This is a genomic window from Rhizobium sp. BG4, from assembly GCF_016864575.1.
GTDB lineage: Bacteria > Pseudomonadota > Alphaproteobacteria > Rhizobiales > Rhizobiaceae > Rhizobium.
This window is the reverse complement of sequence record NZ_CP044127.1, coordinates 412048-434943: the sequence shown is the minus strand read 5'-3', so window position 1 is coordinate 434943 and position 22896 is coordinate 412048. Positions and strand designations below refer to the sequence as shown.

Below are 22896 nucleotides of genomic sequence, written 5' to 3'. Positions count from 1 at the left end.
GCATGTTGTCGGATGAGATCAGGTCACCCTGCCGGAGCTATGAATTCACAAGATAGGATGATGTCGTGATCGAATACGCGTTCGGCCCGCTGATCTATGAGGATGGTGTCGAGTTTCGGCTATGGGCGCCTTTGAAAGACAGAGTTCTGGTCGACCTGGAAGGTCTTCAGCCGCAGCTGATGGAGCGGCAGGCAGACGGGTGGCATCGCTGTCGCGTGAATGGTGTCAGGCCCGGTGCCCTCTACACCTTCGTCTTGCCGGATGGATTGGAGGTGCCGAATCCGGGCTCGCGATACCAGCCTCAGGACGTGCATGGGCCGAGTGAGATCATCGATCTGTCACGACATCGCTGGAAGACCGATGCCTGGACAGGCCGTCCTTGGGGAGAGATGGTGATCTACGAGCTGCATGTCGGCTCTTTCACATCGGAGGGAACTTTCGCGGCCGCGATCACCAAGCTCGATCACTTGGCAGCTTTTGGTGTAACCGCCATCCAGATCATGCCGATCAGCGATTTTCCCGGCCGGTACAACTGGGGCTATGATGGTGTTCTCCCTTACGCGCCGGACAGCACCTATGGCCGCCCCGAAGACCTGATGGCACTGGTCGATGCTGCACACGAACGCGGCATTGGCGTCTTCCTCGACGTTGTCTACAACCACTTCGGGCCGGATGGGAACTATCTTCCGAACTACGCACCGCTGTTTACCGAGAGCCACAAGACCCCGTGGGGCAACGGGGTCAATTATGACGGTGACGGATCAAGAGCAGTTCGCGAATTCCTCATCCAGAACGCGGTTTACTGGATCAAGGAATTCAGGCTCGACGGGCTGCGGCTGGATGCCGTACACGCTATCAAGGACGACAGCGAGGAGCATCTTCTCCATGAGCTTGCCCGTCGTGTCCGAGCCATCGCTGCCGGTCGGCATGTTCATCTGATCGTCGAGAACGAAGATAACGACAGCGATCTTCTAGAGCGGGATCAGAATGGCCGGGCCGTCCAATTCACCGCCCAGTGGAATGATGATGTACATCACGTCCTTCATATTGCCGCGACCGGTGAAACTTTCGGCTATTACCAGGATTATGCCAATGACCCCTTAAAGATCGGGCTCGCTCTTGCTGAAGGCTTCGTATTCCAGGGCGAACATATGCCCTATCGTGGCGAGAGCCGGGGCAAGCCGACTTCGAACCTGCCTCCGACCGCGTTTATATCATTCATCCAAAATCATGACCAAATTGGAAATCGGGCGCTTGGCGACCGTATGATCACCTATCGGCCGCTGGAGCCGCTCAAAGCAGTCACAGCTCTCTATTTGCTGTCAGCGCAGATCCCTATGCTGTTTATGGGTGAAGAGTGGGGCGCGCGCCAGCCGTTCCCTTACTTCTGCGACTTCGACGAAGACTTGAACGAAAAGGTGAGACAGGGCCGCCGAGAGGAATTATCCCGTCTTCCTGGCTTCGATGCCGATGATTTACTCGATCCGACAGCCAAGTCGACGTTTGACGCGTCAAAACTTGACTGGTCTGAGCTCACCGGTGCGGCCGGCGCCGAAATGCTGGCGTTCTATCGATCACTTCTTGCTCTGCGGCATGACCGGATCGTTCCGCTGCTGGAAACCGTTGGCCCAATTGGCTCTTCGTTTCGGCAGGAGGGCCGCGTGACTGTTGTCGAATGGGTCTTTAACGATGGCTTGACGCTGTGTGCAGTTGCCAACCTCTCGGACCACCCGGCGCGGTTTTCGACATCGTCGGCGGCGAAACAGATCTTTTCGATCGGATCGTCGACCGAAGACACACTGGCACCCTGGGCTGTTACCGTCGGCATTGCCCAAGCTGGAGGTTAAATCTGCATGGTCTCCCGTAAAGAAAGTGACGCTCCTTCGAATGCGCGTCTCAACCAGCTGGCAACAGAACACGGGATCAGCCTCAAAAGGCCAGGCCCAGACAATGGGGACGTTGCGATTAGCGACGACACGAAGCGAAAAATCCTTGCGGCGCTCGGCGTCTGCGTCGACAGCGATGCCGAGTGCCTTGGGCGGCATGCCACCCATAAAGCTTCCAGCAAAGCCATCCCGCGCGCTTTTCTGCCGGATTTTCTTCTGACCGATCGAGTATGGGGCATCAGCTTGCAGCTTTACGAGCTGCGATCTGAACGCAATTGGGGCATTGGCGACTTCCAGGACCTGATCGACATCATCCGCTTTGCCGGGACGCTTGGCGCCGACTTCATCGGGCTTAACCCTCTGCATGCGCCTTTCCTTGCCGATCCTGACCGGTGCAGCCCCTACGAGCCATCAAGCCGGCAGATGCTCAATCCGTTGTACATCGCGGTCGACCATGTCCCCGGCTTCAAAAGCGATCCGCAGCTCGATCTGCGGATAGGGCAGTTGCGGTCGAGCGATCTCGTTGATTACGGCGGGGTGGCCGAGGCCAAGATGGCTGTTTTGCGCCGCATCTGGCAGGCTTGGCGATCCTCTTCAGATCGTCAAGCGGAAGATCGCCAAGCGTTCGATCGCTTTGTCGATGAGGGTGGGGAGGTCCTGCGCCGTCACGCGCTGTTTGACGCTTTGTCCTCGGTGATGGCTGATCAAGGTCTCGGCGCGGGTTGGTCATCTTGGCCAGCGGAATATCAGCGGCCGGAGAACGCAGAGGTCGCAACGTTTGCCGACGAGCATGCAGACCAGATCGACTTCAATATCTGGCTGCAATGGGTTTGCCATCGCCAATTGAGACAAGCCACCGACGCTGCGCAAAACGCCGGTCTGCGTATCGGTCTCTACCTCGACCTGGCTGTCGGAGAAGCAACTGACGGCTCGGCAACCTGGAGCGAACAAGGCAACTACATCTCCGATGCAACGGTCGGAAGTCCGCCCGATCCGTTTGCTCCCCAGGGCCAGGACTGGCACTTGGCAGCCTATCATCCTGCAGAAATCGCTTCGGGCAACAACGCGCCATTTCGGCGAATGGTAACGGCTGCGATGCGGTACGCAGGCGCTATCAGGATCGATCATGCGGCAGCCCTGCGCCGGCTATTTCTCGTCCCGCTCGACAGTACGCCCGACGAAGGTGCTTATGTGGATTACCCGCAAAACGAGCTGCTACAGATTCTGGCCGAAGCCTCATCAAATTACCGTTGCCTGGTGATCGGAGAGGACCTCGGCATGCTGCCGGAAGGCCTGCAGGAGGATCTTGCTGAAGCCAATATCCTCTCTTATCGCATCCTGTCTTATGAACGGGGACAGAAGGGTTTCACGCCGGCAGGTGCATATCCGCGTCTGTCGCTCGCCTGTATTTCCACACACGACCATCAGACATTGGCAGGCTGGTGGCGTGGCGCGGACATCAATGCCAGATCCGAACATGGGATCGTCCCACCCGAGATGACGAAAGCGCATTCAGAACAACGCCAGCATGAGCGAGAAGATCTGAAGGTCGCGCTGAAAGAGGAGGGTACCAACCCGCCCAAACACCTGCCTTCGCCGAGAGCCGACGACGACAAGCTGAAAGACCTGGTCGTCAGCGCACATCGCTTCATAGCAAAGACCGCCTCAGTACTTGCTGCGGTTCGGTTGGCCGACATGACGGCCGAAAAGCGACCGACCAACATTCCGGGCACGAGCGGCACCTATCCGAACTGGAAGCCAAAGCTATCTGTGGCACTTGAGCGGCTTTCCGGATTACCGCTGCTTCAGGAAATCGCTGACGCCATGCGGGACGAGCGACCAAAACATTAGTTGGCGAGCACGATGGGAGACGACAGGTCTTCGCGCAATGTGCGGTAGGATTTCACAGAATCCCTCCACCTTGCGCAACGCTCCAGCCAGCAAATGTCACCTATCGGACACTTCGCGACCGCCTCGCATGGCTCGGTTCCTCCGCCTGCACGCTGGAACGAATGCTCCTTCGATGGACGGGAAGGGGCAGTTTCGATCTTTCAGAATGAAACGCTCGGCGAGCAACCCGTCCTCGGGCTGGCCGGGCCCGACAGCGGCGCTCAGAGCAAACAGACCGGCTGAAGGCCAGCGATCCAGGCCGCGGGCGAGATCAACACTCGGCTGGAGGGCGCGTCGGCCCTCTGATCGGCATCATCGAAAAAATTCGCCTCCAGCCTATGAGCGGCCATCCGGTCGGCATGATCCCGGCGATGGCGTCGAGGAACGCCTCCACGCCGTGCTCATGTTCGAACTTGCGGCAAGCCGCCTTGAGGTCGTTGGCTTCCATTATCGGTTCTCACGCAGTCAGAACGACCTTTATGCAATTGTCCTTCTTGTCACGGAACGTCTCGTAGAGTTCGGGCCCGCGTTCGAGGTCCGCGCGGTGGGTTATTACAAAACTCGGATCAATTTCGCCTTCCTCGATCCGGCGCAGGAGATCGAGCGAGTAACGGTTGACATGCGTCTGGCCGGTTCTGATCGTCAGGCCCTTGTTCATTGCCGCTCCGAACGGGATCTTGTCGAGGAACCCGCCATAAACGCCGGGAACTGAGACGATACCGCCAGGACGGCATGCCATTATTGCGGTCCGGAGAACATGCGGGCGGTCGGTTCCAAGCAATGTGGCGGCTTTTACCTTATCGACGATGGCATCAAAGGATGCCGTTGCATGCGATTCAGCACCAACAGCATCGATGCATTTGTCGGCGCCATGGCCAGCAGTCATGTCCTTGATGCGATCGGGGATGGTACCCTCGATTTCATCAAAATTGATCGTTTTGGCGCCAGCTGCGGCGGCGAGAGCCAGACGCTCTGGTACGTTGTCGATCGCAATGACGCGGGCGGCGCCTTGCATAAGTGCGCTCTTGATACAGAACTGGCCGACCGGGCCACAGCCCCAGATCGCAACGATGTCTGTTGGCTCGATCTCGCAATTGGCCGCTGCCATCCACCCGGTCGGAAAAATGTCGCCGAGGAAGAGTGCCTGCTCGTCAGAGATGCCGTTCGGTATGATTATAGGGGAGACATCTGCGTAGGGCACGCGCACATATTCGGCTTGTCCGCCGGCGTAGGCGCCCGTTAGATGCGAATATCCAAACAGCCCCGCTGTCGGATAGCCGAATGCCTTCGTGGCGTTCTCGGCATTGCGGTTCGTTCGCTCACAGACTGACCAGTTGCCCTTTAGGCATTGCGAGCACTCGCCACAGCAAATTGTAAAGGGTACGACCACTCTGTCGCCGACCTTGAGCTTCTTGTTGCCGCGACCGACTTCAACCACCTCGCCCATAAATTCGTGGCCGAGAATATCGCCCTTCTCCATGAAGGGGATGTAGCCGTCCATCAAATGGAGGTCGGACCCACAAATCGCGCAGGCCGACATCTTGATGATCGCGTCTCGGTCATTTTCTATTTTGGGATCTGGGACGCTGTCGCAGCGAATGTCGCCTTTCCCATGCCAGCAGAGTGCTTTCATCACTGTCTCCTTGTTGTCTCAAGATGCGGTGCCGACCGCGCGGGTTCTCGTGGTCAGAGAGATCACGATGGAAAGGACGCCGACCGCGTGGACGATCCAGCGCGCTGCGGGCGGAAAATTGACGATTGACGGTGCTATGAGCATGGCGAAGCCGAATACAGCATCGTTCCGCTATCGCTCGAAGCCAGGCGATAGTCCGTCTGGAGGTTGCCCAGGATAAACGCCACGGTGGTGGAAGTCTCGTCAATGCCCATCAATTGTCCGACTTTATCGTCTGGTGCCTAACAACGGCGCGTACGGAAAGTTCCGCGTTCGAAAACGGTCAGGGAAACGCCGGGCTGGTGCAATACCTGACACGTTCGACTAATCGGGCCGTGAACGAAAGCTTACACGGGATACGAAATCCGCAGGCGCGACGGGCAAGCCTGGAAACGACGCGATTTTGACGAAGCAGATCACGGAACAACAACCCGCATCCGTTGTTCTTGCAACGGACCCCTTACAGCGAGATTTTCATTGCGCATTACCGAATACGAAGCCACAGATCCGCCACCACTCCCGTCCGCGGACGAGAGAAGTCCGCCGGGCAAGGCGCCGGCGGCCTTCGTTGCGACGCGTCTTGCCGCCCTGCTTGAAAGCTCGCGCATGTCGATCTGCTACGTTGCCTTGAGTGAACTCTCCGCGGAGCGCGTCTCACGTTCGATCCGGTGCCTGTTTCCGGACCTGGACGTCGTCGAGCTGCCACCATGGGACTGCTTGCCCTATAACCGTGTTCCCCCATCTCGCAATTGCATGGGAAGGCGGATGGACGCCTTGAGTGTCTGGAGCGAACCCAGCCGGACACCAAGGTTGCTGATCACCTCGCTCAATGCTGTCCTTCAGCGGATCCCACCCCTGGACATCATAAGGAACAGTCGTTTTGCAGTCAGGACGGGGAGGCCCCTCGACAGGCAGATGTTCGAAGCGTTTGTCCGCTCCACGGGGTATGCGATCGAAACCGTGGCCGATGAGCCTGGGGAGCTCGCAATCAGAGAAGAGGTCATCGACATATTTCCCGCGGGAACGGCAGCGCCGATGCGGATCGTTCTGAGCGAGGACGACGAGGTCGTCGAACTCAAATCCTACGACCCCGCGACCCAAAGGACGACCGAACTTCAAGACGAGATGGTCTTTGGTCCGGCATCGGAGGCAATCCCTGCCGATGACGGGATAAATGAGGAGAGGCCGTCTCGCAGCATGGAGCTCGCCCTCCTGCAACTCTACGATTCCATGCCGACCGTTTTCGATGTTCTCGGACAGTGTCGCGTGGCATTCGCGCCCGGAGCAGAAGCACGCCTTGGTGAATATCTCGGCATCGTCGATGACGCCCTCCAGGCAGATGACAGGTTCCGGGCTCACGACGGTTCACATCCTTGCTCCCTCTACCTTGATCGCGCCGAATGGAATGCACAGATTGCGACGCTTGCGACTGTCGAGCTTGACGTGAGGGGAGGCGATGCCTTGCCGCCCGCTAAAGAGGCCGGAAACCCTCGAAGGTTTCGCGAGGATGTCGCTCTTGCTAACCTGCAAAGGGGACGAAAGGTCGTCATAGCGGGCCGCGGCCGTTCGCTGGATGCGCTGTGTCAGCGGGTTGAAAAGACGTCCGGGCGCGTTTGCGACAAGGCAACGGCGTGGGATGCGGTCCTGAAGGCGCGCGCTGGTAGCCTCATCAGGGTGGAAAGCGACGTTGAGGAAGGTTTCGTGGATGAAGACCGGGACCTCGCCCTTATCCCCGCAAGCGAAGATTTGGCCTCCCTGCCGTCAACCGGCTCTGCGCTGATCGAGCCTGAGATTGAAATCGGCGACGTGGTCGTTCATGAAGATCACGGTATTTCGATCCTGTCTGATCTGGAGCGCGTCGCAATAGAAGGGCATGAAAGGGATGCTGCCCGGCTCCAGTTCCGGGATGACGCTTCCCTGTTGGTGCCGACCGAAGAATTCGGCAAGATCTGGCGATATGGCTCGCAAGCCGGGTCCGTCACCCTCGAGCGACTACACACAGATGCCTGGCGAAAGACCCAGGCAAGGATCGTTAAAGACATCGGGTCGACCGCCCGTCATCTTATGAAGCTTGCCCGTGAGCGGCACGCGGCAAAAGCCAAAAGGTTCGTTGCGCCACGCGGGGAGTATAGCCGGTTTGCCCGCCGGTTTCCCTATTCGGAGACGCCGGACCAGCTGGCCGCAATCAAGGCCGTGCTTTCGGACCTATCTTCAGGCCAGGTGATGAACCGGCTGATCTGTGGTGATGTCGGCTTCGGCAAGACCGAAATTGCGTTACGCGCAGCTGCGGCCGTGGCTCTTGCCGGCGGCCAGGTCGTGGTCATCGCGCCGACGACTGTTCTGGCTCGTCAGCACTTCTCGACGTTCCAACGCCGCTTTGGTGACACAGGAGTTTCGGTCGCGATGCTGTCGCGGCTGGTCAAGCCTTCTGGCGCAAAGGCGGTGAAGGCCGGGCTCGTTAGTGGCGAGATCAGCATTGTTGTCGCGACACAGGCCATTCTCGCGAAAGACGTGGCCTTCTCCCGTCTTGGTCTGCTAATCGTTGACGAGGAGCACCGTTTTGGCTTGAAAGAAAAGCGGGCGATGAGCGCACTTGCGCCGGCGCTTCATACACTTGCGATGTCCGCCACCCCCATCCCACGCACTCTGCAGTCTGCCATGATCGGCATCCAGGAGGTCAATCTCCTGGTCACCGCGCCATCGAAACGCCGGCCTGTCAGAACATCGCTTGGCCAATTTGACAAGGCGTCGATGCGTACGGCACTGATGCGGGAATTTCGCCGAGGTGGCCAGAGCTTCGTTGTCGTCCCAAGGATCGAGGACATCGGGGAAGTCGAAGCAATCCTTGCGACAATTGTTCCGGAACTTACCATCGGGATCGCGCATGGGAAGATGTCGGCCGGAGACATTGACGAAGCAATCGTTGGTTTTGCCAGCGGCGACGGGGACGTCCTGCTGGCGACCAATATCATCGAAAATGGCCTCGACGTTCCGTTGGCCAATACCATGTTTATCTGGCGAGCCGATAAATTCGGGCTTGCGCAGCTCCACCAGCTGCGCGGTCGGGTTGGACGGGCGAGAGCGCAGGGTTTTGCCTACCTTGTGACCGAAGAGGGCGCCGACGTTTCGGAGGAAACGCGGTTGAGACTATCTACCCTTGTCGAGAACGATCGCCTCGGATCCGGACTTTCCATCAGCATGCGAGATCTCGACCTTCGCGGCGCAGGTGACGTTGCCGGCGAGGAGCAGAGCGGGCACATCAAGGCGATCGGCATCGGGCTTTACCAACGGCTCCTCGAGCAAGCCGTGTTGGAGCTGCGTGGCCAAAAAGCGTTGGATCACCGGCGCTCGATCGTCAACCTCGGGGTTTCCGGCTCCATCCCGCGCGACTACGTGTCGGACCCGGCAGTGCGGTTCAATTTCCATGTGCGCCTACTGCACGCGGTCTCCATCGAGCAGGTGGACGATCTCGAAGAGGAATTCGAAGATCGGTTCGGTGATCCGCCTCAGGACCTGTTGATTTTGCTCCGGCTGACCAGGTTGCAAATTGCGGCGGCGCGCTTTGGTTTGGCGAGACTGGAGGCTGGCCCCAAGGCATTGGCAGTCACGGTGACCCCGAAAACGCCGGCGAAGGTGCTGACCACCTTGCTTAAAAATGCTGGATCGTCTCGACATGACGACCGTGTGGTGTTCGAGCGAGCAACGCAGACGGGCGCCGAACGTGTGTTTTTCTTCGAAAAGCTTCTCTCGTTGCATTAGGCGGCGGCTCGGTCACCGTGGCGCATCGCCGCATCGCCGCATCGCCGCATCGCCTGCATCGATCAACGTCCGCTTTCCGCCTGAAGCTTAGAAAGATCGCTTGTGGACCGCGAAGGCGGACCGATTGTTATCAGCTGGCTTTTGTCGATCTGGCTCGCGTTGGGCCTACTCCTGAAGGAGGCCCGTGGTCGGCGCGGCTTTCGGCTGACAGCGTCTTGAGCCGACGCTGTCAGTTGGCCTTGCTATCTAGATCATTACCTCGCCACCCGTCACGGGGATGACGGCGCCGGTCATGTAGCTGCCGAGGTCGGAGGCCAGCAGGACATAGGCGCCAGCCAATTCCGCTGGCTGCCCGGCGCGGCCGATCAGCGTCTGTTCGCCGAATTTGGCAGCCTTTTCGGCTGGCATTGTCGAGGGAATGAGCGGGGTCCAGATCGGACCGGGCGCCACCGCGTTGACACGGATGCCCTTGTCGGCAAGCATCTCGGCAAGTCCAGCCGTGAAGTTCAGGACTGCCCCCTTGGTCGACGCATAGGCCAAAAGCTGCGGTGAGGGTTGACGCGACTGGATCGAGGTCGTGTTGATGATCGCACTTCCGGCCTTCATGTGTTGAGCGGCAGCTTTGGAAAGGAAGAATGGGGCGTAGATATTGGTGCGAAACGTCTCGTCCCACTCCTCCGCGGTGATGTCCCCGATATCAGCATATGTGCGTTGGAAGGCGGCATTGTTGACGAGAATGTCGATGCTTCCAAGTTCGTCGACGGCGCGCTGAACCAGGGAGCGGCAATGATCTTCGGACTTGATGTCGCCGGGGACTAACACAGCCTTGCGGCCGGCCTTTGCAATCCACTCTGCCGTGTCTTTCGCGTCGTCCTCTTCAACGTCCAGATAGGAGACGAGAATGTCGGCGCCCTCGCGGGCAAATGCGATCGCGACAGCCTTGCCTATTCCTGAATCGGCACCTGTGATCAGTGCCACCTTGCCGTTCAGTTTGCCATCGCCTTTGTAGGATTGTTCGCCATGGTCGGGAATCGGGTCCATGGCCCTCGTTTTGCCTGGCGGGCTTTGCTGCTGCTCCGGATAGGGCGGGGTTGGCCGGCGTGCATCATCTGTCATCGTGGGCTCCATTATTGTTTGACGCTTACCAAACATCTGCAGGCAACCACAGTTCCATTGCCGTCACGGTCGTTCGAGAAATGAGGCAAGATGTGACGTGAGAATGCCCGGGGGCCAAGCCGGACGCCTGCTCGGTCACGTAAGCCATCGTTCCCAATCCTGACGACCCTAGAGCACGGACCCGTCCGATTAGAGTTGCTACCACGAGATTTGGACCAGTCATTGTGATTTTTGGGCCCTCTGATTTCTGACGGCCGAACCGGTCGATGAAAGGATTAGCGCCCCTCTAGCCAGTGCCTCTCGGTCTCGGCGGCAGGGCGCCGCATGCGTATAGACATGCCGGCAGTCCGCGATATTTCTCTTGATGGGTCGAACGAACTTCGCTGACCGTCGTTAGCCGTCAGTCGATGGATCTAAGCAGACCAACGCAAGAACCGCCGCGTCGCTGCGGGCGGAATTGAAATTCTGTGCAAAGGGAATTCATTTGCCCAACAACCATGACGAGAAGGGATGAACATCTTCTGTCCCACGGCGTTCATGACCAAGATCAGCTTCTAATCAGAAAAGCCGCTTTTTAAGTTGGCTCTTTTCAACCAGGGAGAAAAACACAATGGCAGACCCCAAGGATTCACCCGCCGTCCAATCGTTGCTTCGCGAACAGGCGGCACAACGCTCACGGTCGCAAAAAGGCGAGCTCGACAAAGCTCTTGAAGACACCTTTCCGGCGTCAGACCCCGTATCCGCGTCGACAACGTCCATTCCAACCGGCCGGGCTGACCCAGGCGAGGCAGCGCGCGTGCTGCAGGCCGATGAGGAGTCCAGCTCTGATCCGGCTGATCGGTCCTTGAGGCGTGACGCTGGTCAAGTGAGACAGGCGGCGTCTCAGGTTGCAAAAGACGGGGCGAGGGCCGCCCGTGCCGAGGCTCGAAGCTTCTGGGCCGATGTTGAAGCGACCGTACGCGAAAACCCGCTGACCGCAGTCGGCATTGTCGCCGGCCTCGCCTATCTGTGGGGCGCCACGCGGTAAGCTCAATCAAGCACCGCAGGAGGCTTGCGGACAAGGGCGAGCCTCCTGCTCATGCCCAATGCGGCGTTCAGTTTGCTCTGCCATCAGTATCCACGACAGGCAGATGCAAGTGGATATAGAGACGCAACCGCACGATCGTATTGCGTCCTCGTTCCTGTCATTGCTATCGCACCAGCCGGTCGTTGCCCATTTCCAGCCGCGCCAAAGATGGTATTGATCGCCGATAATGTAGACCCAATCCGCATAATGGTCGAAGCAGGCGCTCCGGTTGGAGCTAAGATGCGCGACTATCGCGTGCGAGCCCAGAGCGCGCTGCGAGGCCTTTCTCGGTCAACCGGCATCTGTAGGCCAAGGAAAGGTCTCCTATGACTTCGATCAAATCATTTTGCAGAGCTAGGCGAGTTGTTCGCCGTCCCACAGTCGATGGCGGCGGCCGAAAGCTTAAGTGATCGAGATGCATCAGTAATGTGCGCATGCGCTGGCCGGTCAATGTCTTCATGGGCAATCGTAATCGCAAAAAATCGAGTGGCGTCAAACGGCAGGATAAATCGGCGCAGACATTCCGGCCGCGCACTGGCATCGCATTTCCAGCGTAAGGCTCGCGAGGTGTCAAGGGGCCCCAGGCCACGGTGGCGATCAGCCTTTCGTCCGGGCGGCAAAACGGGGATCGTTTCAACACCGCTGGTCGCCTGCCGGGTCGGTCATTGTCGGTGGAAGCGCAGGGGTTGGGGTGGCCGGCACGCGGGAGGAATAAGCCTCGCCCTGCACAGGTGGATGCACAGGACGAGGCAGCTGGTTTGGATTGCCCTTCAAACCATAGCCATGATGAACGCTTAAAAGCGAGCTGTCAGCCTGACCCTTAGGATTAATCAAAGCGGCTTGGACGCTACGTAAGGTTGGTTGCCAGGCCGGCAACATCCTTGCAAAAAGCAATGTGGTGCTTCTCAAACCGTCGTCTACCAGCGGCAGATACGCTTATCACTATAGACCCAGCGGTGATGATAACGATGCCGGACAGTGGTCACGCGGCAGCGACGACCAGGGCGGTAGTAGTGGCGCGCATGGTGGCGGCGCCAGTCGCGCCGGTCTCGGCCGCCATCCCTGTAGCCTATGTGAAGATCGCCGACGGTAAGCGTCAGACTGTCGGCCATTCCCGGTGTCGCGGTCGCGATTATCGATGCCAATCCGATCTACCAGCCATCAGTAGCGTTTTCATTTTTCAATACTCCGTTCGAAACGCAGACCTGAAAACGCAGCCGTCCGTTTGCTGTGCCTCGATCGACCTTAGTCCTACTATGCGCGATCGGACGGCAGCGCTCCTATCTCCCAGCCACAAAGCGGCCGGTACCACGCAACTGTGACCCATCGACAGAGACGGGAAACGAGCGAAAAGACTAGCTGTCGTGCGGCCTCCGAGCAGCAAAACAGGAAACGAAGAGCCGACCGCAACTCACCCCTTGACTCAGGACTGGGTGAAGGATCCGTTTCTCGCTGCTGCACCCTCCGCAGATCGCGCTAGCGCCGGGTGTTCGTTCTGGTCCATTCCTCGTATTCGCCCCGAGCATCATCGTGCAACGGATAGTATCGCTGCAGGGATCCGCCAGCCATCAGCTTCATACGGGAGAATTCTTCCCAGTCATGGTGGGTTTTTGATTCCTGGATCACCTTTGAGGCCATGGCAACGGGGAGCACGACCACCCCGTCATCATCCGCCACGATGATGTCTCCGGGGATCACCGTGACGCCACCACAGGCAATCGGTACGTTCACTGCGTTGGGATAGATGCTCGTCTGAACATGGTAGTTCGGCGTCCAGCCGCGAAGCCACAGCGACAGGTCCAGCTTTTCGACGTTGGGTCTGTCGCGCATGCATCCATCGATAACGATGCCGGCGCCGCCGCGGCCCTTAAAATAGGTCGACATCATATCGCCGAAGACACCCGAGCTCATATCGCCGCGCGCATCGACGACGACCACGTCGCCTTCCTGCACGTGATAGAGGACATGGCGGTGCAGCTGCGTTTCCGGATCAGCGTATTCGCCCTCGCTGAAGAGATCAGGCCGCTGGGGCATGAACTGGAGTGTCAATGCCGGTCCGACGATCGATCTGCCTCGCCGCTGCGAAACGGGGCCAACCATGTGCGGATTGCGAAATCCCATGTGCCCAAGCGTTCCCGCTATCGTTGCCGCGCCGATTTCTTCCAGAGCCTCGATCAATTCCTTGGGGGCCGCGTAATATCCGTTGTCTTGGTCATGGGGGCTCCAGTGTTTGGTAATTACCAGTTGGTGACTGAACCGTCGCGGCGCCTCAGATGCGGCGCTTCCCAGAAGCGGAAGCTCTCGGCGGCAATGGCATCCTCATTTACCTCGATGCCGAGCCCGGGCCGTTCGCTGACTGGGTAGTCTGCTCCGTCCAGTCTTGGCTGAACTGGAAAGAAGTCCGAATTGTCAAAGCCGAGCCTGGCTTCAGGCGCCCGGGTCTCTAGCCAAGCGAAATTGGCGACAGCGGCTGCAAAATGGATTGTCGCAGCGGTACAGACCGGGCCAAGTGGATTGTGCGGCATCAAATCGACGTAGTGCGCCTCGCTCCAGCCGGCGATTTTCATCGCTTCTGTGAGCCCCCCGACGTTGCAGACGTCAATCCGGTTGAACTGGTGAATGTCGCGCTCGATATACGGCAAGAACTGCCACTTGCTGGCAAATTCTTCACCAATGGCAAAGGGGATATCCGTCATTCTGCGCAAGGATTCATAGGCTGACGGTGTTTCATCGCGTATCGGCTCTTCAAGAAAATCAAGAACACCGCGGCCGAGCTTGTTGCAGAAGCTCGCCGCCTCCGCCACCGATAAGCGGTGGTGATAATCGATACCGAGGACGACGTCATCACCCAATACCTCGCGTGCCTCGTTCAGCATCGATGCCGTTGGGCCAATTGATTCTCTCGGCTCGAAAATATCCTTGCTGTCCTGCCCGGCCGGGAAGAAACGGATTGCCTGCCAGCCTTGTGCCCGCAATTCACGCGCGCGCTCGATGGCGGCAGCCCCCTCGGCCTCGTCACCGGTCGATGCAAAGGTTGGAATGCGCTCGCGCTGCCTGCCGCCGAGCAGTTCATAGACCGGCACGCCAAGGGCCTTGCCCTTGATATCGTGAAGAGCGATATCGATCGCCGACATCGCCGCCTGGAGAACCCGGCCACCTTCAAAATACTGGCTGCGATAGATCTCCTGCCAGATCCGGCCGATCTGCATCGCGTCGCGGCCGATCAGAAATTCGCGATAATGCTCGATCGCTCCCGTGACGGCTTGCTCGCGCCCACTCAAGCCGCTTTCGCCCCAGCCAAAGATCCCTTGATCGGTTTCGACCTTGACCAGCATCTGATTGCGAATGCCCACCCATACTGGATAGGGCTTGATTGCAGTGATCTTGAGTTTTGCCGTCATCGACGCCTCGTGTTGCGCATTCGCCTGCTGTCAATCAGCTCTCAGGGCCATTTCTGTTTCACCGTCGAAGAGATGGATCCGCTCCTGATCGAATTCGAGCCAGATCTGTTCGTCCGGCGCAACCGCGACAGCCGGCGGCACGCTGATATTGACGATCGCGCCGGAGAGGAACGCTTGCACGAAGGTGACGTCTCCCGTCGGCTCTACGGTATAGGCCTTGGCGGGCACGCTTCCCGGAACCGCACTTTTGTGCAGTTTGATGGTCGAGTGTCGCGCACCGAGAACGACTTTCCTCGACTTTGCCTTGTCGACCTTGCGAGCATTTGCTGTGGAGAGTTCCAGATGCCAGCCTTCCGCGCTGGTCAAAACAGCTCTTCCTTGGCCTGTCGATGCTTCGAGGGGCACCAGGCTCATCGCCGGGCTGCCGACAAATCCGGCAACGAACATGTTTACGGGATTGGCAAAGACCTGCGCTGGCGTATCGTATTGCTGGAGATAGCCACCATTCATCACCGCCATTCTGTCTGCCATCGTCACAGCCTCAAGCTGGTCATGCGTCACATAGATGATTGTCGCCTTCAGATCCTGATGAAACCGCTTGATCTCCGAGCGCATTTGAACGCGCAGCTTTGCATCCAGGTTGGAGAGCGGCTCATCCATCAGGAACACGGCAGGGTCGCGAACAAGAGCGCGGCCGAGTGCCACGCGCTGCTGTTGTCCGCCCGACAGCTCCCGCGGCTTGCGTTCGAGCAACTGCGTCATATCGAGGACGCGGGCCGCTTCCCTGACTTTCTTGTCGATCTCGTCCTTCGGCAGTTTTCGCATCTGCAGCGGAAACGCCAGGTTTTTGTAGACGGATTTTTGCGGATAAAGAGCGTAATTCTGGAACACCATTGCGATGTCCCGGTCTTTGGGGTCGAGTTCGTTGACCACACGATCGCCGATGACGATATCGCCAGATGTGACCGAGGTCAGCCCCGCCACCAGGTTGAGCGTCGTCGTCTTGCCGCAGCCTGAAGGGCCGACGAGTGCGACGAATTCGCCGTCGTTGACCGTCAGCGAAACGCTTTTAACAGCATTGAAGCTGCCATAATTTTTGATCAGATCCTTTAAGACCACATGGGCCACGAGCAACTCCCTAGTGCTTGACGGCGCCCTCTGTCAGCGCGCGGACGAAGTATCGTTGCAGAAGCAGAAACAGGACGACAACCGGTACGCTCATCATGAAGCTGGCCGCCATAAGGCCAGGAAAGTCGGTGGTGTTTTCCGAAAAGAAGCGCTGGATGCCGACAGGCAAAGTCAGCTGTTCGTTTTTCGAAAGGAAGGTATAGGCGTAAATGTACTCGTTCCAGGCGCCGATGAAGGAGTAGATCGCTGTTGCGATGATCCCGGGCGTCGACAGCGGCACAACGATCAGAACGAAGGCCTGAAAGCGTGTCGCCCCGTCAATGCGCGCGGCTTGTTCCAGCTGGATTGGAATGTTGTCGTAGAACCCTTTGAGGAGCCAGATGGCCAGAGGCAAGCCGAAGGTGAGGTAGGTCAGGACGAGGGACCCGTGGGTGTTGACCAGCCCGATTGCCCGCATGAGGATAAAAAGCGGTACGAGAAAAATCACCGCTGGAAACATGTTCCGAAGCAGGACGGCAAAAAACAGAAAGTTCCGTCCAGGAAATGAGAAGCGAGAGAAGGCGTAGGCGGCCGGGACAGCGACGATCACCGACATTATGGTCGTCGCCGTGGAGACGAATAGGCTGTTCCAGAAGAAACGCAGGAAATCCTGGCCGACGCTGTTTTGCGGGTCGAGCAGCTTCTGGTAGCTGGCGAGCGTCGGCTGATCCGGCCACCATTGAGGCGGAAACTGCATTGCTGCGAAGCCCGATTTGATTGACGTGAGCAACATCCAAATCATCGGCAAGGCTGTGTAGAGCAGCATGAAGAGCAGGAAGATGCGCCCGCCCCATCGCCATGCATCGACGCGCGTGCGGTGGTGCGGCTTGGGCGCGTCTCGGGTCTGTGCAATCGTGCTCATTCGGCCGCTTCCTTTTTATCGTTGGAGCTGAGCGCGCGGACATAGAAGTAACCGAACGACATCAGGATCAGGAACAGCAGGACCGAATATGCAGATGCAACGCCCCACCGCTGGCGGCCGAAGGCGAGCTCGTAGATGTGGGTGATCCAGATGTGCGACGCGTTCGACGGGCCACCGCCGGTCATGATCCATGGGATGATGAACGAATTGAAGTTGGCGACCGCCAGAAGCAGGATCGTTACGATCGAAACGTTGCCGACATGCGGGAAGGTCACGTGCCAGAACCGCTGCCACGCATTGGCTCCATCTACTTTTGCTGCGCGCAGCAATTGGTCGGGAACGGTCTGAAGAGCGGCCATCATCATGATCATGGCGAACGGGAACTCGCGCCAGATATTGACGATGATGAGAGAAGGCAGAACGGTATCGACATTGTCGATGAAGTTGGGTGGCCGGTCTGCGAGACCGAGGCCGACCAGAACCGCGCCGATCACGCCGAAGTCTGAATGATAAATCCATTTCCAGATATAAGACGCGGCGACTGCGCTGATGACCCACGGGATAATCAGGATTGCGCGCAGGATCGCTCTGCCTGCAAAGTCGCGATGGAGCGCTAGTGCACAGGCAAACCCGAGAACGAAGGAGATGAAAGTCGACCCAACCGTCCAGATAAGCGTGTTCTTGGTCACCGTCCAGAACACCGGGCTTTTCAGGATGGCGGTATAATTGTCGATGCCGACAAAGATCTTGTCGCGCAGCTGCAGACCGGGCGGCGTGTTGAAGAAGGACAGTTCTATCGTATAGTATATGGGGTAGGCGATCACGATAAGCATCACCGCGATCGACGGCAGCACATACGCGTAGTCGAAGCGATGATCCCAAACCCTGCGCATCACTCCAGATCTACGGTTATGCCACCGGCCAGTGTTTTCGGCCTTTCCGGTCAAAATCGTCACTATGCAAAGCCCTCATCCGTGGGAAGAAGGCCGGCTGCAGATCGCTCTGCAGCCGGTCCAAGATCAAAGGACCTTGTCTAGAGGCCACCATCCATCAGTTCCTTGACCTTTTTAGCCGCGTCATCTGCGGCCTGGTCAACGGTCATCGCCCCGGTCAGCGCGTTTTGCAGCATGTCGGGCACGATGATGTTCATGATTTCCGGTGACTGCGGAAGTGCTGGGAAGGGAATGCCGTAGGGCAGCATGGACGTCGTCACGTCAAGAAACTTTATCTTTTCCAGCCGGTCTTTCATCCACTTCGTCTTGAAGCCGTTCAGGTTCCCGGGGTTGGATCCGACATAGGCGAGTTTCAGCGACCATTCCGGGCTGCTCCACATGCAGATGATCGCCTTGGCTGCGGGTTCATCGACCGTGCCGCCCTCGACATATTCCGGCTTGAGAATATGGATGTTCGAGCCACCGAAGACCACGGCACGCTTGCCGTCAGGTCCGGTCGGGATCAGGCCGTAGCGCATGTTGTCGATAACGGTCTGTGCTTTCTCCTTGTCCGTCGCCGTTGCTTTTTTCTGCAGGTCGAGCATGACGTCGTAATCGGACGGGTGCGAAACCATCATTCCCAGCTGGCCAGCAAGGAATAGCGGCTGATTGTCAGCCTGCTGGTTGGTCAACGCCGAAACGGGAACCGACTTGTCGCGGACATACATGTCATAGGAGGCCTGCAAAGCCGCCTTGCTTTGAGGGCTGGCAAGTTCGACCTCCTTGTAGGTCGGATCGGCGGATGCTTCGTCGAAGACACCACCGCCATAAGCCCATAGCTGCGGCATAAAACGGTATGGCGTATTGCCAGCGTTCTTGCGGGCCACGAGGCCATAGCCCGACACGCCAAGCTTGTCATGGATCTGCTTGGAATATTTTACGACGTCATCCCAGGTGGCTGGCGCCTTGTCGGGATCGAGGCCAGCGCGCTTGAATATGTCGGCATTCCAGATGAATGCCATCGTCTCGTTATTGGTCGGAATGCCATAAGGCACGCCATCCCAACTGACGGCCTTCATTGCGCCGGGCCAGAAGTCCTCTGTCTTGTAGCCGACATCCTCTGGCTTCAAAGGCTGAAGGTAACCCTTGGCAGCGAACTCGACGCCTCCGAGGATTTGCAGGCGGACGGCCATCGGTGCGGCGTTGCCGAGAAGCGCGGTGCGGAACTTGTCGAGAAGATCGTTGTAGGTCAGTCCCTGTTCTTCGAGCTGAATATTGGGGTAGGTCTTGCGGAACGTCGCGAAGAAGTCCTTGTAATATTGCCGAAGTGAATCGGGATCTCCCTCGAAGATACCCTGGTACCAGAAGGTCAGCCGCCCCTTATAGTCGAGGGGTGTTACCTTGCTGCAGTCCGCTGCGGTATCGAAGTCCTGTGTGCCGGCGATCGACCTTACATAGTCGGGTGACCACTTGCTCAGGTCGACCGATGCGCCCAAGGCTGAGGCAGACATCATCGACATCAGCAAAGCGGTTGAGACGGTGCCGCGCAGCACGGCACCTCCGAGTGAAATCCTCGTCATGGGTATCCTCCAGGTTCTCCCGAGCCGCTCGGTCCACGGCGAGCGCTCCTGTCCGCTGGGCCGCCTCCTCAAGCAGTGTATCCCATCAGACGGATTGCACGTTTTCAGATCAAGGAATGTCTGTCAATCGGCAAAATCGTACATTGTTTGAAGCCGATTTGCATGATAGGCGAGTAAGCCGAGTATTGGATGGGGATTATTTTGAACGAGACGAGCGATTTCAGAGCCGGACCACCTGAAGGCATCGATGCCGATGGAGCATCGAGCGAGGGGGCCTCGCTCTACAAAATCATCAGGGACGACATCATCGAGGGCCGGCTGGCGGCAAACGAGCGGCTGGTGGTGACCGATCTCGCCCGGCGCCATGGTACGTCCACCAACCCGGTGCGCGAGGCCTTGCAGCTTTTGCGAGGAGAGGGTTTCGTCACATTCGTGCCGAACCGGGGTGCGCGCGTCCGGCCGATCGATCAGGACTTTGTTCGCGATATCTACGAGATTGGTGTCCTCATTGAACCGGCATTGACACGCTGGTTCGTCACGATGGCAACCGTTGACGACATTGCCGAACTTGAGCGCATTCAGGATCTGATTGAGCAAAACGATTTTGCCGACCCGTTCAAACACAGTGAGTTGGACACGGCTTTTCATACGGTGATGTACCAGAAGCACTATAACCGTCATGCTGCCGAACTCTGGTGGAAGCACCGTGAAGTGCTGCGCGCAGTCGGGCGGCGGTTCAATTTCACGCTTGCCCGCCGGGCCGCCATCCTGAGTGAACACCGTGAGCTCATCGCGCATGTGAAGTCGGGAAACGCCGAGGCGGCAGCTGAACTCATCGCCCGGCACGTCGAGGGCTCCGGCCGTCATCTCCTCGAACACATGCGGGCGCGTAGCGCTCTTCGTGCGGGATAGACAAAGCCCGGGTGTAGACTCTCCTTCATGCCTCCAAGTCAAAGGTACCCCAGATGAAGATTACCAGTGTACGGCCGTGGCTCATCAAGTCGGATGCGTCTTACTGGGGCGAGTTCCTGTTCGTCGAGGTGACGACCGACGACGGGGTGAGCGGCTGGGGAGAGATCACAACGACGACGAAACTCGCCAATCGTGCGCTCTGTACGATCCTGCGCCAGATCGGCCAAGCACTGAAAGGCGAGGATCCGGGGCGCATCGAATACTTGTGGCACAAGATATTTCGCAGCTTTACCTACATGGGCAGCCGAGGTGCGGCTGTCGAATGCGTCAGCGCGATCGACATAGCTCTATGGGATATCCGCGGGAAAGTCATCGGCAAGCCGATCTACGAGCTTCTCGGGGGCCCGGTACGAGACGAGATCGCGCTCTACACCCATCCCAATCAGGCGAGGTTTACCAGCAGAGAGGCCGTCATCCGCGAAATCCGCGACATCGTCGATTCTGGTCACACCGGACTGAAGTTCGATCCTTTCCCCCAACAAGGACGCATCGCCGATGGTTACGCGCGAGAACAGCGAGACGGCTATCTTGACGGCACCATGACCCGAAAGGATGAGCGCGAAGCCGCAGAGCTTACCGCGCTGATCCGTGAGACGGCGGGTCCTGATGTCGACATCTTGATCGACGCCCACGGCCGTTTCGATGTCCCCACTGCCATTCGCCTTTGCCGAAGCCTTGAGGAAGCGGGGCAAATAGACTGGTTTGAGGAGCCTTGCCCACCCGAAAGCCTCAACGCTCTCAAGCAGGTCCGGGAGAAGGTAAGCGCCGCGATCTCGTGGGGCGAGCGCGGCCACACCAAGTGGGACTTCGTTCCGGTTCTCGAAAACAAGCTTGCCGACTACATCATGCCGGACGTCACCTGGACGGGGGCATTACCGAACTGAAGAAAATCTCAGCTCTTTGCGAAGCTTATTATATCCCGGTCTCCCCGCATGACGCCGCCGGCCCGATCAACGTTGTCGCTGGCGCCCAGGTGATGATGACCGTTCCGAACTTCTACAAACTCGAGACATCGGAGTGGAACCTGGGCAAGTACGATCATCTCATCGACCGCCCACTCGATGTCTCAAATGGCAACCTGAAGCTCAGCCCCAAGCCCGGGCTCGGTATCGAGATGAACCGCGACTACCTTCAAGACCACGAGATTGCACTGGACTGACCAACGTTTTCGGCTGTGCCGGCCGCGCGGCGGCCAGCCCTGTCGACAGGAGCGAGGATCAACTTATGAAAGAGGCAGACGGAGCCGAAGACGCGCTCGATCGGGTGAACCAGAATTCCAAGCCCTCGGACCTTCGCATTACCGACATGCGGGTTGCCGAAATCGTCGGTGCACCCTTCACCTCTGCGCTTCTCAAGATCTATACGAACCAGGGAATCGTCGGGCTCGGCGAGGTCCGGGACGGGGCGAGCGCGACTTATGCTCTCATGTTGAAGAGCCGATTGCTTGGCGAAAACCCCTGCGACATCGATCGCCTGTTCCGGCGCATCAAACAGTTCGGCGGACATGGACGGCAAGGCGGCGGTGTATCGGCGGTCGAAATTGCCCTTTGGGATCTTGCCGGCAAGGCCTATGGCGTTCCGGTCTACCAGATGCTCGGCGGTCGCTTCCGGGAGAAGGTACGCGTTTATTGCGACACGGACGCCACCGTGCCGAGCGGCACGGAAACCGGCAAGCGCCTAAAAGAGCGCATGGATCTCGGCTTCACCTTCCTCAAGATGGACCTTGGGCTGATGCAGATCGCCGATGTCCCTGGAGCGGTGGTGTTTCCTGCAGGCTCGCTGGAAGGATATCGCGACAGCCCGACGCGCGGACCGTTGAAGACGGCGGACGAACGCCGTCTTCGCAATGCAGCCTATGACGTGCATAACGTCCAGCATCCATTTACGGGTCTGCACTTTACCGACAAGGGCCTGGACTTGCTTGAGCAATACATCGCCGAGGTTCGCGAAGTCATTGGAATGAATGTACCGCTCGCGATCGACCACATCGGCCATATTTCGATGCAGAACGGCATTCGCCTCGCGCGACGCATCGAGAAATATGTGCCGGCATGGCTCGAGGACGTGATCCCCTGGCAATACGCACAGCAATATCGGCAATTGCAGGATGCCACCACCGTACCGATCTGTACCGGCGAAGACATCTATCTCAAGGAGGGTTTTCAGCCGCTCCTCGACAGTGGCGGTGTTTCGGTCATCCATCCGGATCTTCTGACCAGCGGAGGCATCCTTGAGACCAAGAAGATCGGTGACATGGCCCAGGATCGCGGTGTGGCAATGGCGATCCACATGGCGGAGAGCCCGATTGCGGCGATGGCGGCTGCTCATGTTGCGACAGCGACCGAAAACTTCATGGCCCTTGAATATCATTCGGCCGATGTCGACTGGTGGGACGACATTGTGACGGGCCTACCAAGACCATTGGTGAAGGATGGTTTTATCACTGTGCCCGACAAGCCGGGGCTTGGGATCGACGATGTCGTCGACGAGGTCATCCTGCAGCATTTGCAGCCGGGTGTCGCCGGCATTTGGCAGCCCACTGACCATTGGGATGACGAGTATTCCTGGGATCGTACCTGGAGTTGAAGCGAGA

The 22896-nt window shown here is 58.4% G+C and carries 14 protein-coding genes and 2 pseudogenes; 7 read left to right on the top strand and 9 right to left on the bottom strand.

The genetic code is table 11. From position 1 onward, the window contains the following. The first annotated feature begins 65 nt into the window (after positions 1–65). Together treZ and malQ are read left to right on the top strand one after the other, a co-directional pair. Positions 66–1847, top strand: a complete 1782-nt coding sequence (gene treZ / locus F2982_RS29735; protein ID WP_203431221.1) for a malto-oligosyltrehalose trehalohydrolase — start codon at positions 66–68, stop codon at positions 1845–1847. Between the two features lie 6 nt (positions 1848–1853). Next, complete coding sequence (gene malQ, locus F2982_RS29730) at positions 1854–3737, top strand: 4-alpha-glucanotransferase (RefSeq protein WP_203431220.1); 1884 nt, start codon at positions 1854–1856, stop codon at positions 3735–3737. A 310-nt stretch (positions 3738–4047) separates the two neighbouring features. On the opposite strand, the gene F2982_RS29725 is transcribed toward malQ, so the two are convergent. Both F2982_RS29725 and F2982_RS29720 read right to left on the bottom strand, forming a co-directional pair. Beyond that, a complete protein-coding gene (locus tag F2982_RS29725) occupies positions 4048–4224 on the bottom strand; it encodes a hypothetical protein (RefSeq protein WP_203431219.1) in 177 nt (58 codons plus the stop codon). 9 nt (positions 4225–4233) lie between these two features. Further along, positions 4234–5409, bottom strand: coding sequence for a zinc-dependent alcohol dehydrogenase (locus F2982_RS29720; protein WP_203431218.1), 1176 nt, complete (start codon positions 5407–5409; stop codon positions 4234–4236). 516 nt (positions 5410–5925) lie between these two features. Between F2982_RS29720 and F2982_RS29715 the strand changes: the two genes are divergently transcribed. Continuing rightward, positions 5926–9207, top strand: a complete 3282-nt coding sequence (locus F2982_RS29715) for a DEAD/DEAH box helicase (protein ID WP_246777678.1) — start codon at positions 5926–5928, stop codon at positions 9205–9207. 246 nt (positions 9208–9453) lie between these two features. On the opposite strand, the gene F2982_RS29710 is transcribed toward F2982_RS29715, so the two are convergent. Then, a complete protein-coding gene (locus tag F2982_RS29710; RefSeq protein ID WP_203431217.1) occupies positions 9454–10323 on the bottom strand; it encodes an SDR family oxidoreductase in 870 nt (289 codons plus the stop codon). A gap of 610 nt (positions 10324–10933) precedes the next feature. Between F2982_RS29710 and F2982_RS29705 the strand changes: the two genes are divergently transcribed. Then, on the top strand, positions 10934–11350 hold the full coding sequence (locus tag F2982_RS29705) for a hypothetical protein (RefSeq protein WP_203431216.1): 417 nt from the start codon (positions 10934–10936) through the stop codon (positions 11348–11350). Between the two features lie 1515 nt (positions 11351–12865). Here the strand turns inward: F2982_RS29705 and F2982_RS29700 are convergent. The 6 genes and pseudogenes from F2982_RS29700 to F2982_RS29675 all read right to left on the bottom strand — a co-directional run bounded on the left by F2982_RS29700 (position 12866) and on the right by F2982_RS29675 (position 19331). Next, a pseudogene (locus tag F2982_RS29700) lies at positions 12866–13605 on the bottom strand (ribonuclease activity regulator RraA). 21 nt (positions 13606–13626) lie between these two features. After that, complete coding sequence (locus F2982_RS29695; protein ID WP_203431215.1) at positions 13627–14790, bottom strand: mandelate racemase/muconate lactonizing enzyme family protein; 1164 nt, start codon at positions 14788–14790, stop codon at positions 13627–13629. 30 nt (positions 14791–14820) lie between these two features. Then, a complete protein-coding gene (locus F2982_RS29690; protein WP_203431214.1) occupies positions 14821–15918 on the bottom strand; it encodes an ABC transporter ATP-binding protein in 1098 nt (365 codons plus the stop codon). Positions 15919–15928: 10 nt separating this feature from the next. After that, positions 15929–16819 carry a carbohydrate ABC transporter permease gene (locus tag F2982_RS29685; protein WP_203431213.1) on the bottom strand — a complete coding sequence of 297 codons (891 nt, stop codon included), beginning with the start codon at positions 16817–16819 and terminating at the stop codon, positions 15929–15931. Then, on the bottom strand, positions 16816–17775 hold the full coding sequence (locus F2982_RS29680) for a sugar ABC transporter permease (protein ID WP_203431212.1): 960 nt from the start codon (positions 17773–17775) through the stop codon (positions 16816–16818). Before F2982_RS29680 ends, F2982_RS29685 begins: the two co-directional genes overlap by 4 nt. A gap of 77 nt (positions 17776–17852) precedes the next feature. Beyond that, complete coding sequence (locus tag F2982_RS29675) at positions 17853–19331, bottom strand: sugar ABC transporter substrate-binding protein (protein ID WP_203431211.1); 1479 nt, start codon at positions 19329–19331, stop codon at positions 17853–17855. Between the two features lie 201 nt (positions 19332–19532). Here F2982_RS29675 and F2982_RS29670 point away from each other — a divergent pair, with 201 nt between their 5' ends. The 3 genes and pseudogenes from F2982_RS29670 to F2982_RS29660 all read left to right on the top strand — a co-directional run bounded on the left by F2982_RS29670 (position 19533) and on the right by F2982_RS29660 (position 22889). Next, positions 19533–20243: a GntR family transcriptional regulator gene (locus F2982_RS29670; RefSeq protein ID WP_112716169.1), complete on the top strand. Its 711-nt coding sequence runs from the start codon at positions 19533–19535 to the stop codon at positions 20241–20243. Positions 20244–20296: 53 nt separating this feature from the next. Then, a pseudogene (locus F2982_RS29665) lies at positions 20297–21462 on the top strand (mandelate racemase/muconate lactonizing enzyme family protein). A 65-nt stretch (positions 21463–21527) separates the two neighbouring features. Continuing rightward, positions 21528–22889 carry a mandelate racemase/muconate lactonizing enzyme family protein gene (locus tag F2982_RS29660; protein WP_203431210.1) on the top strand — a complete coding sequence of 454 codons (1362 nt, stop codon included), beginning with the start codon at positions 21528–21530 and terminating at the stop codon, positions 22887–22889. Positions 22890–22896: the final 7 nt, after the last annotated feature.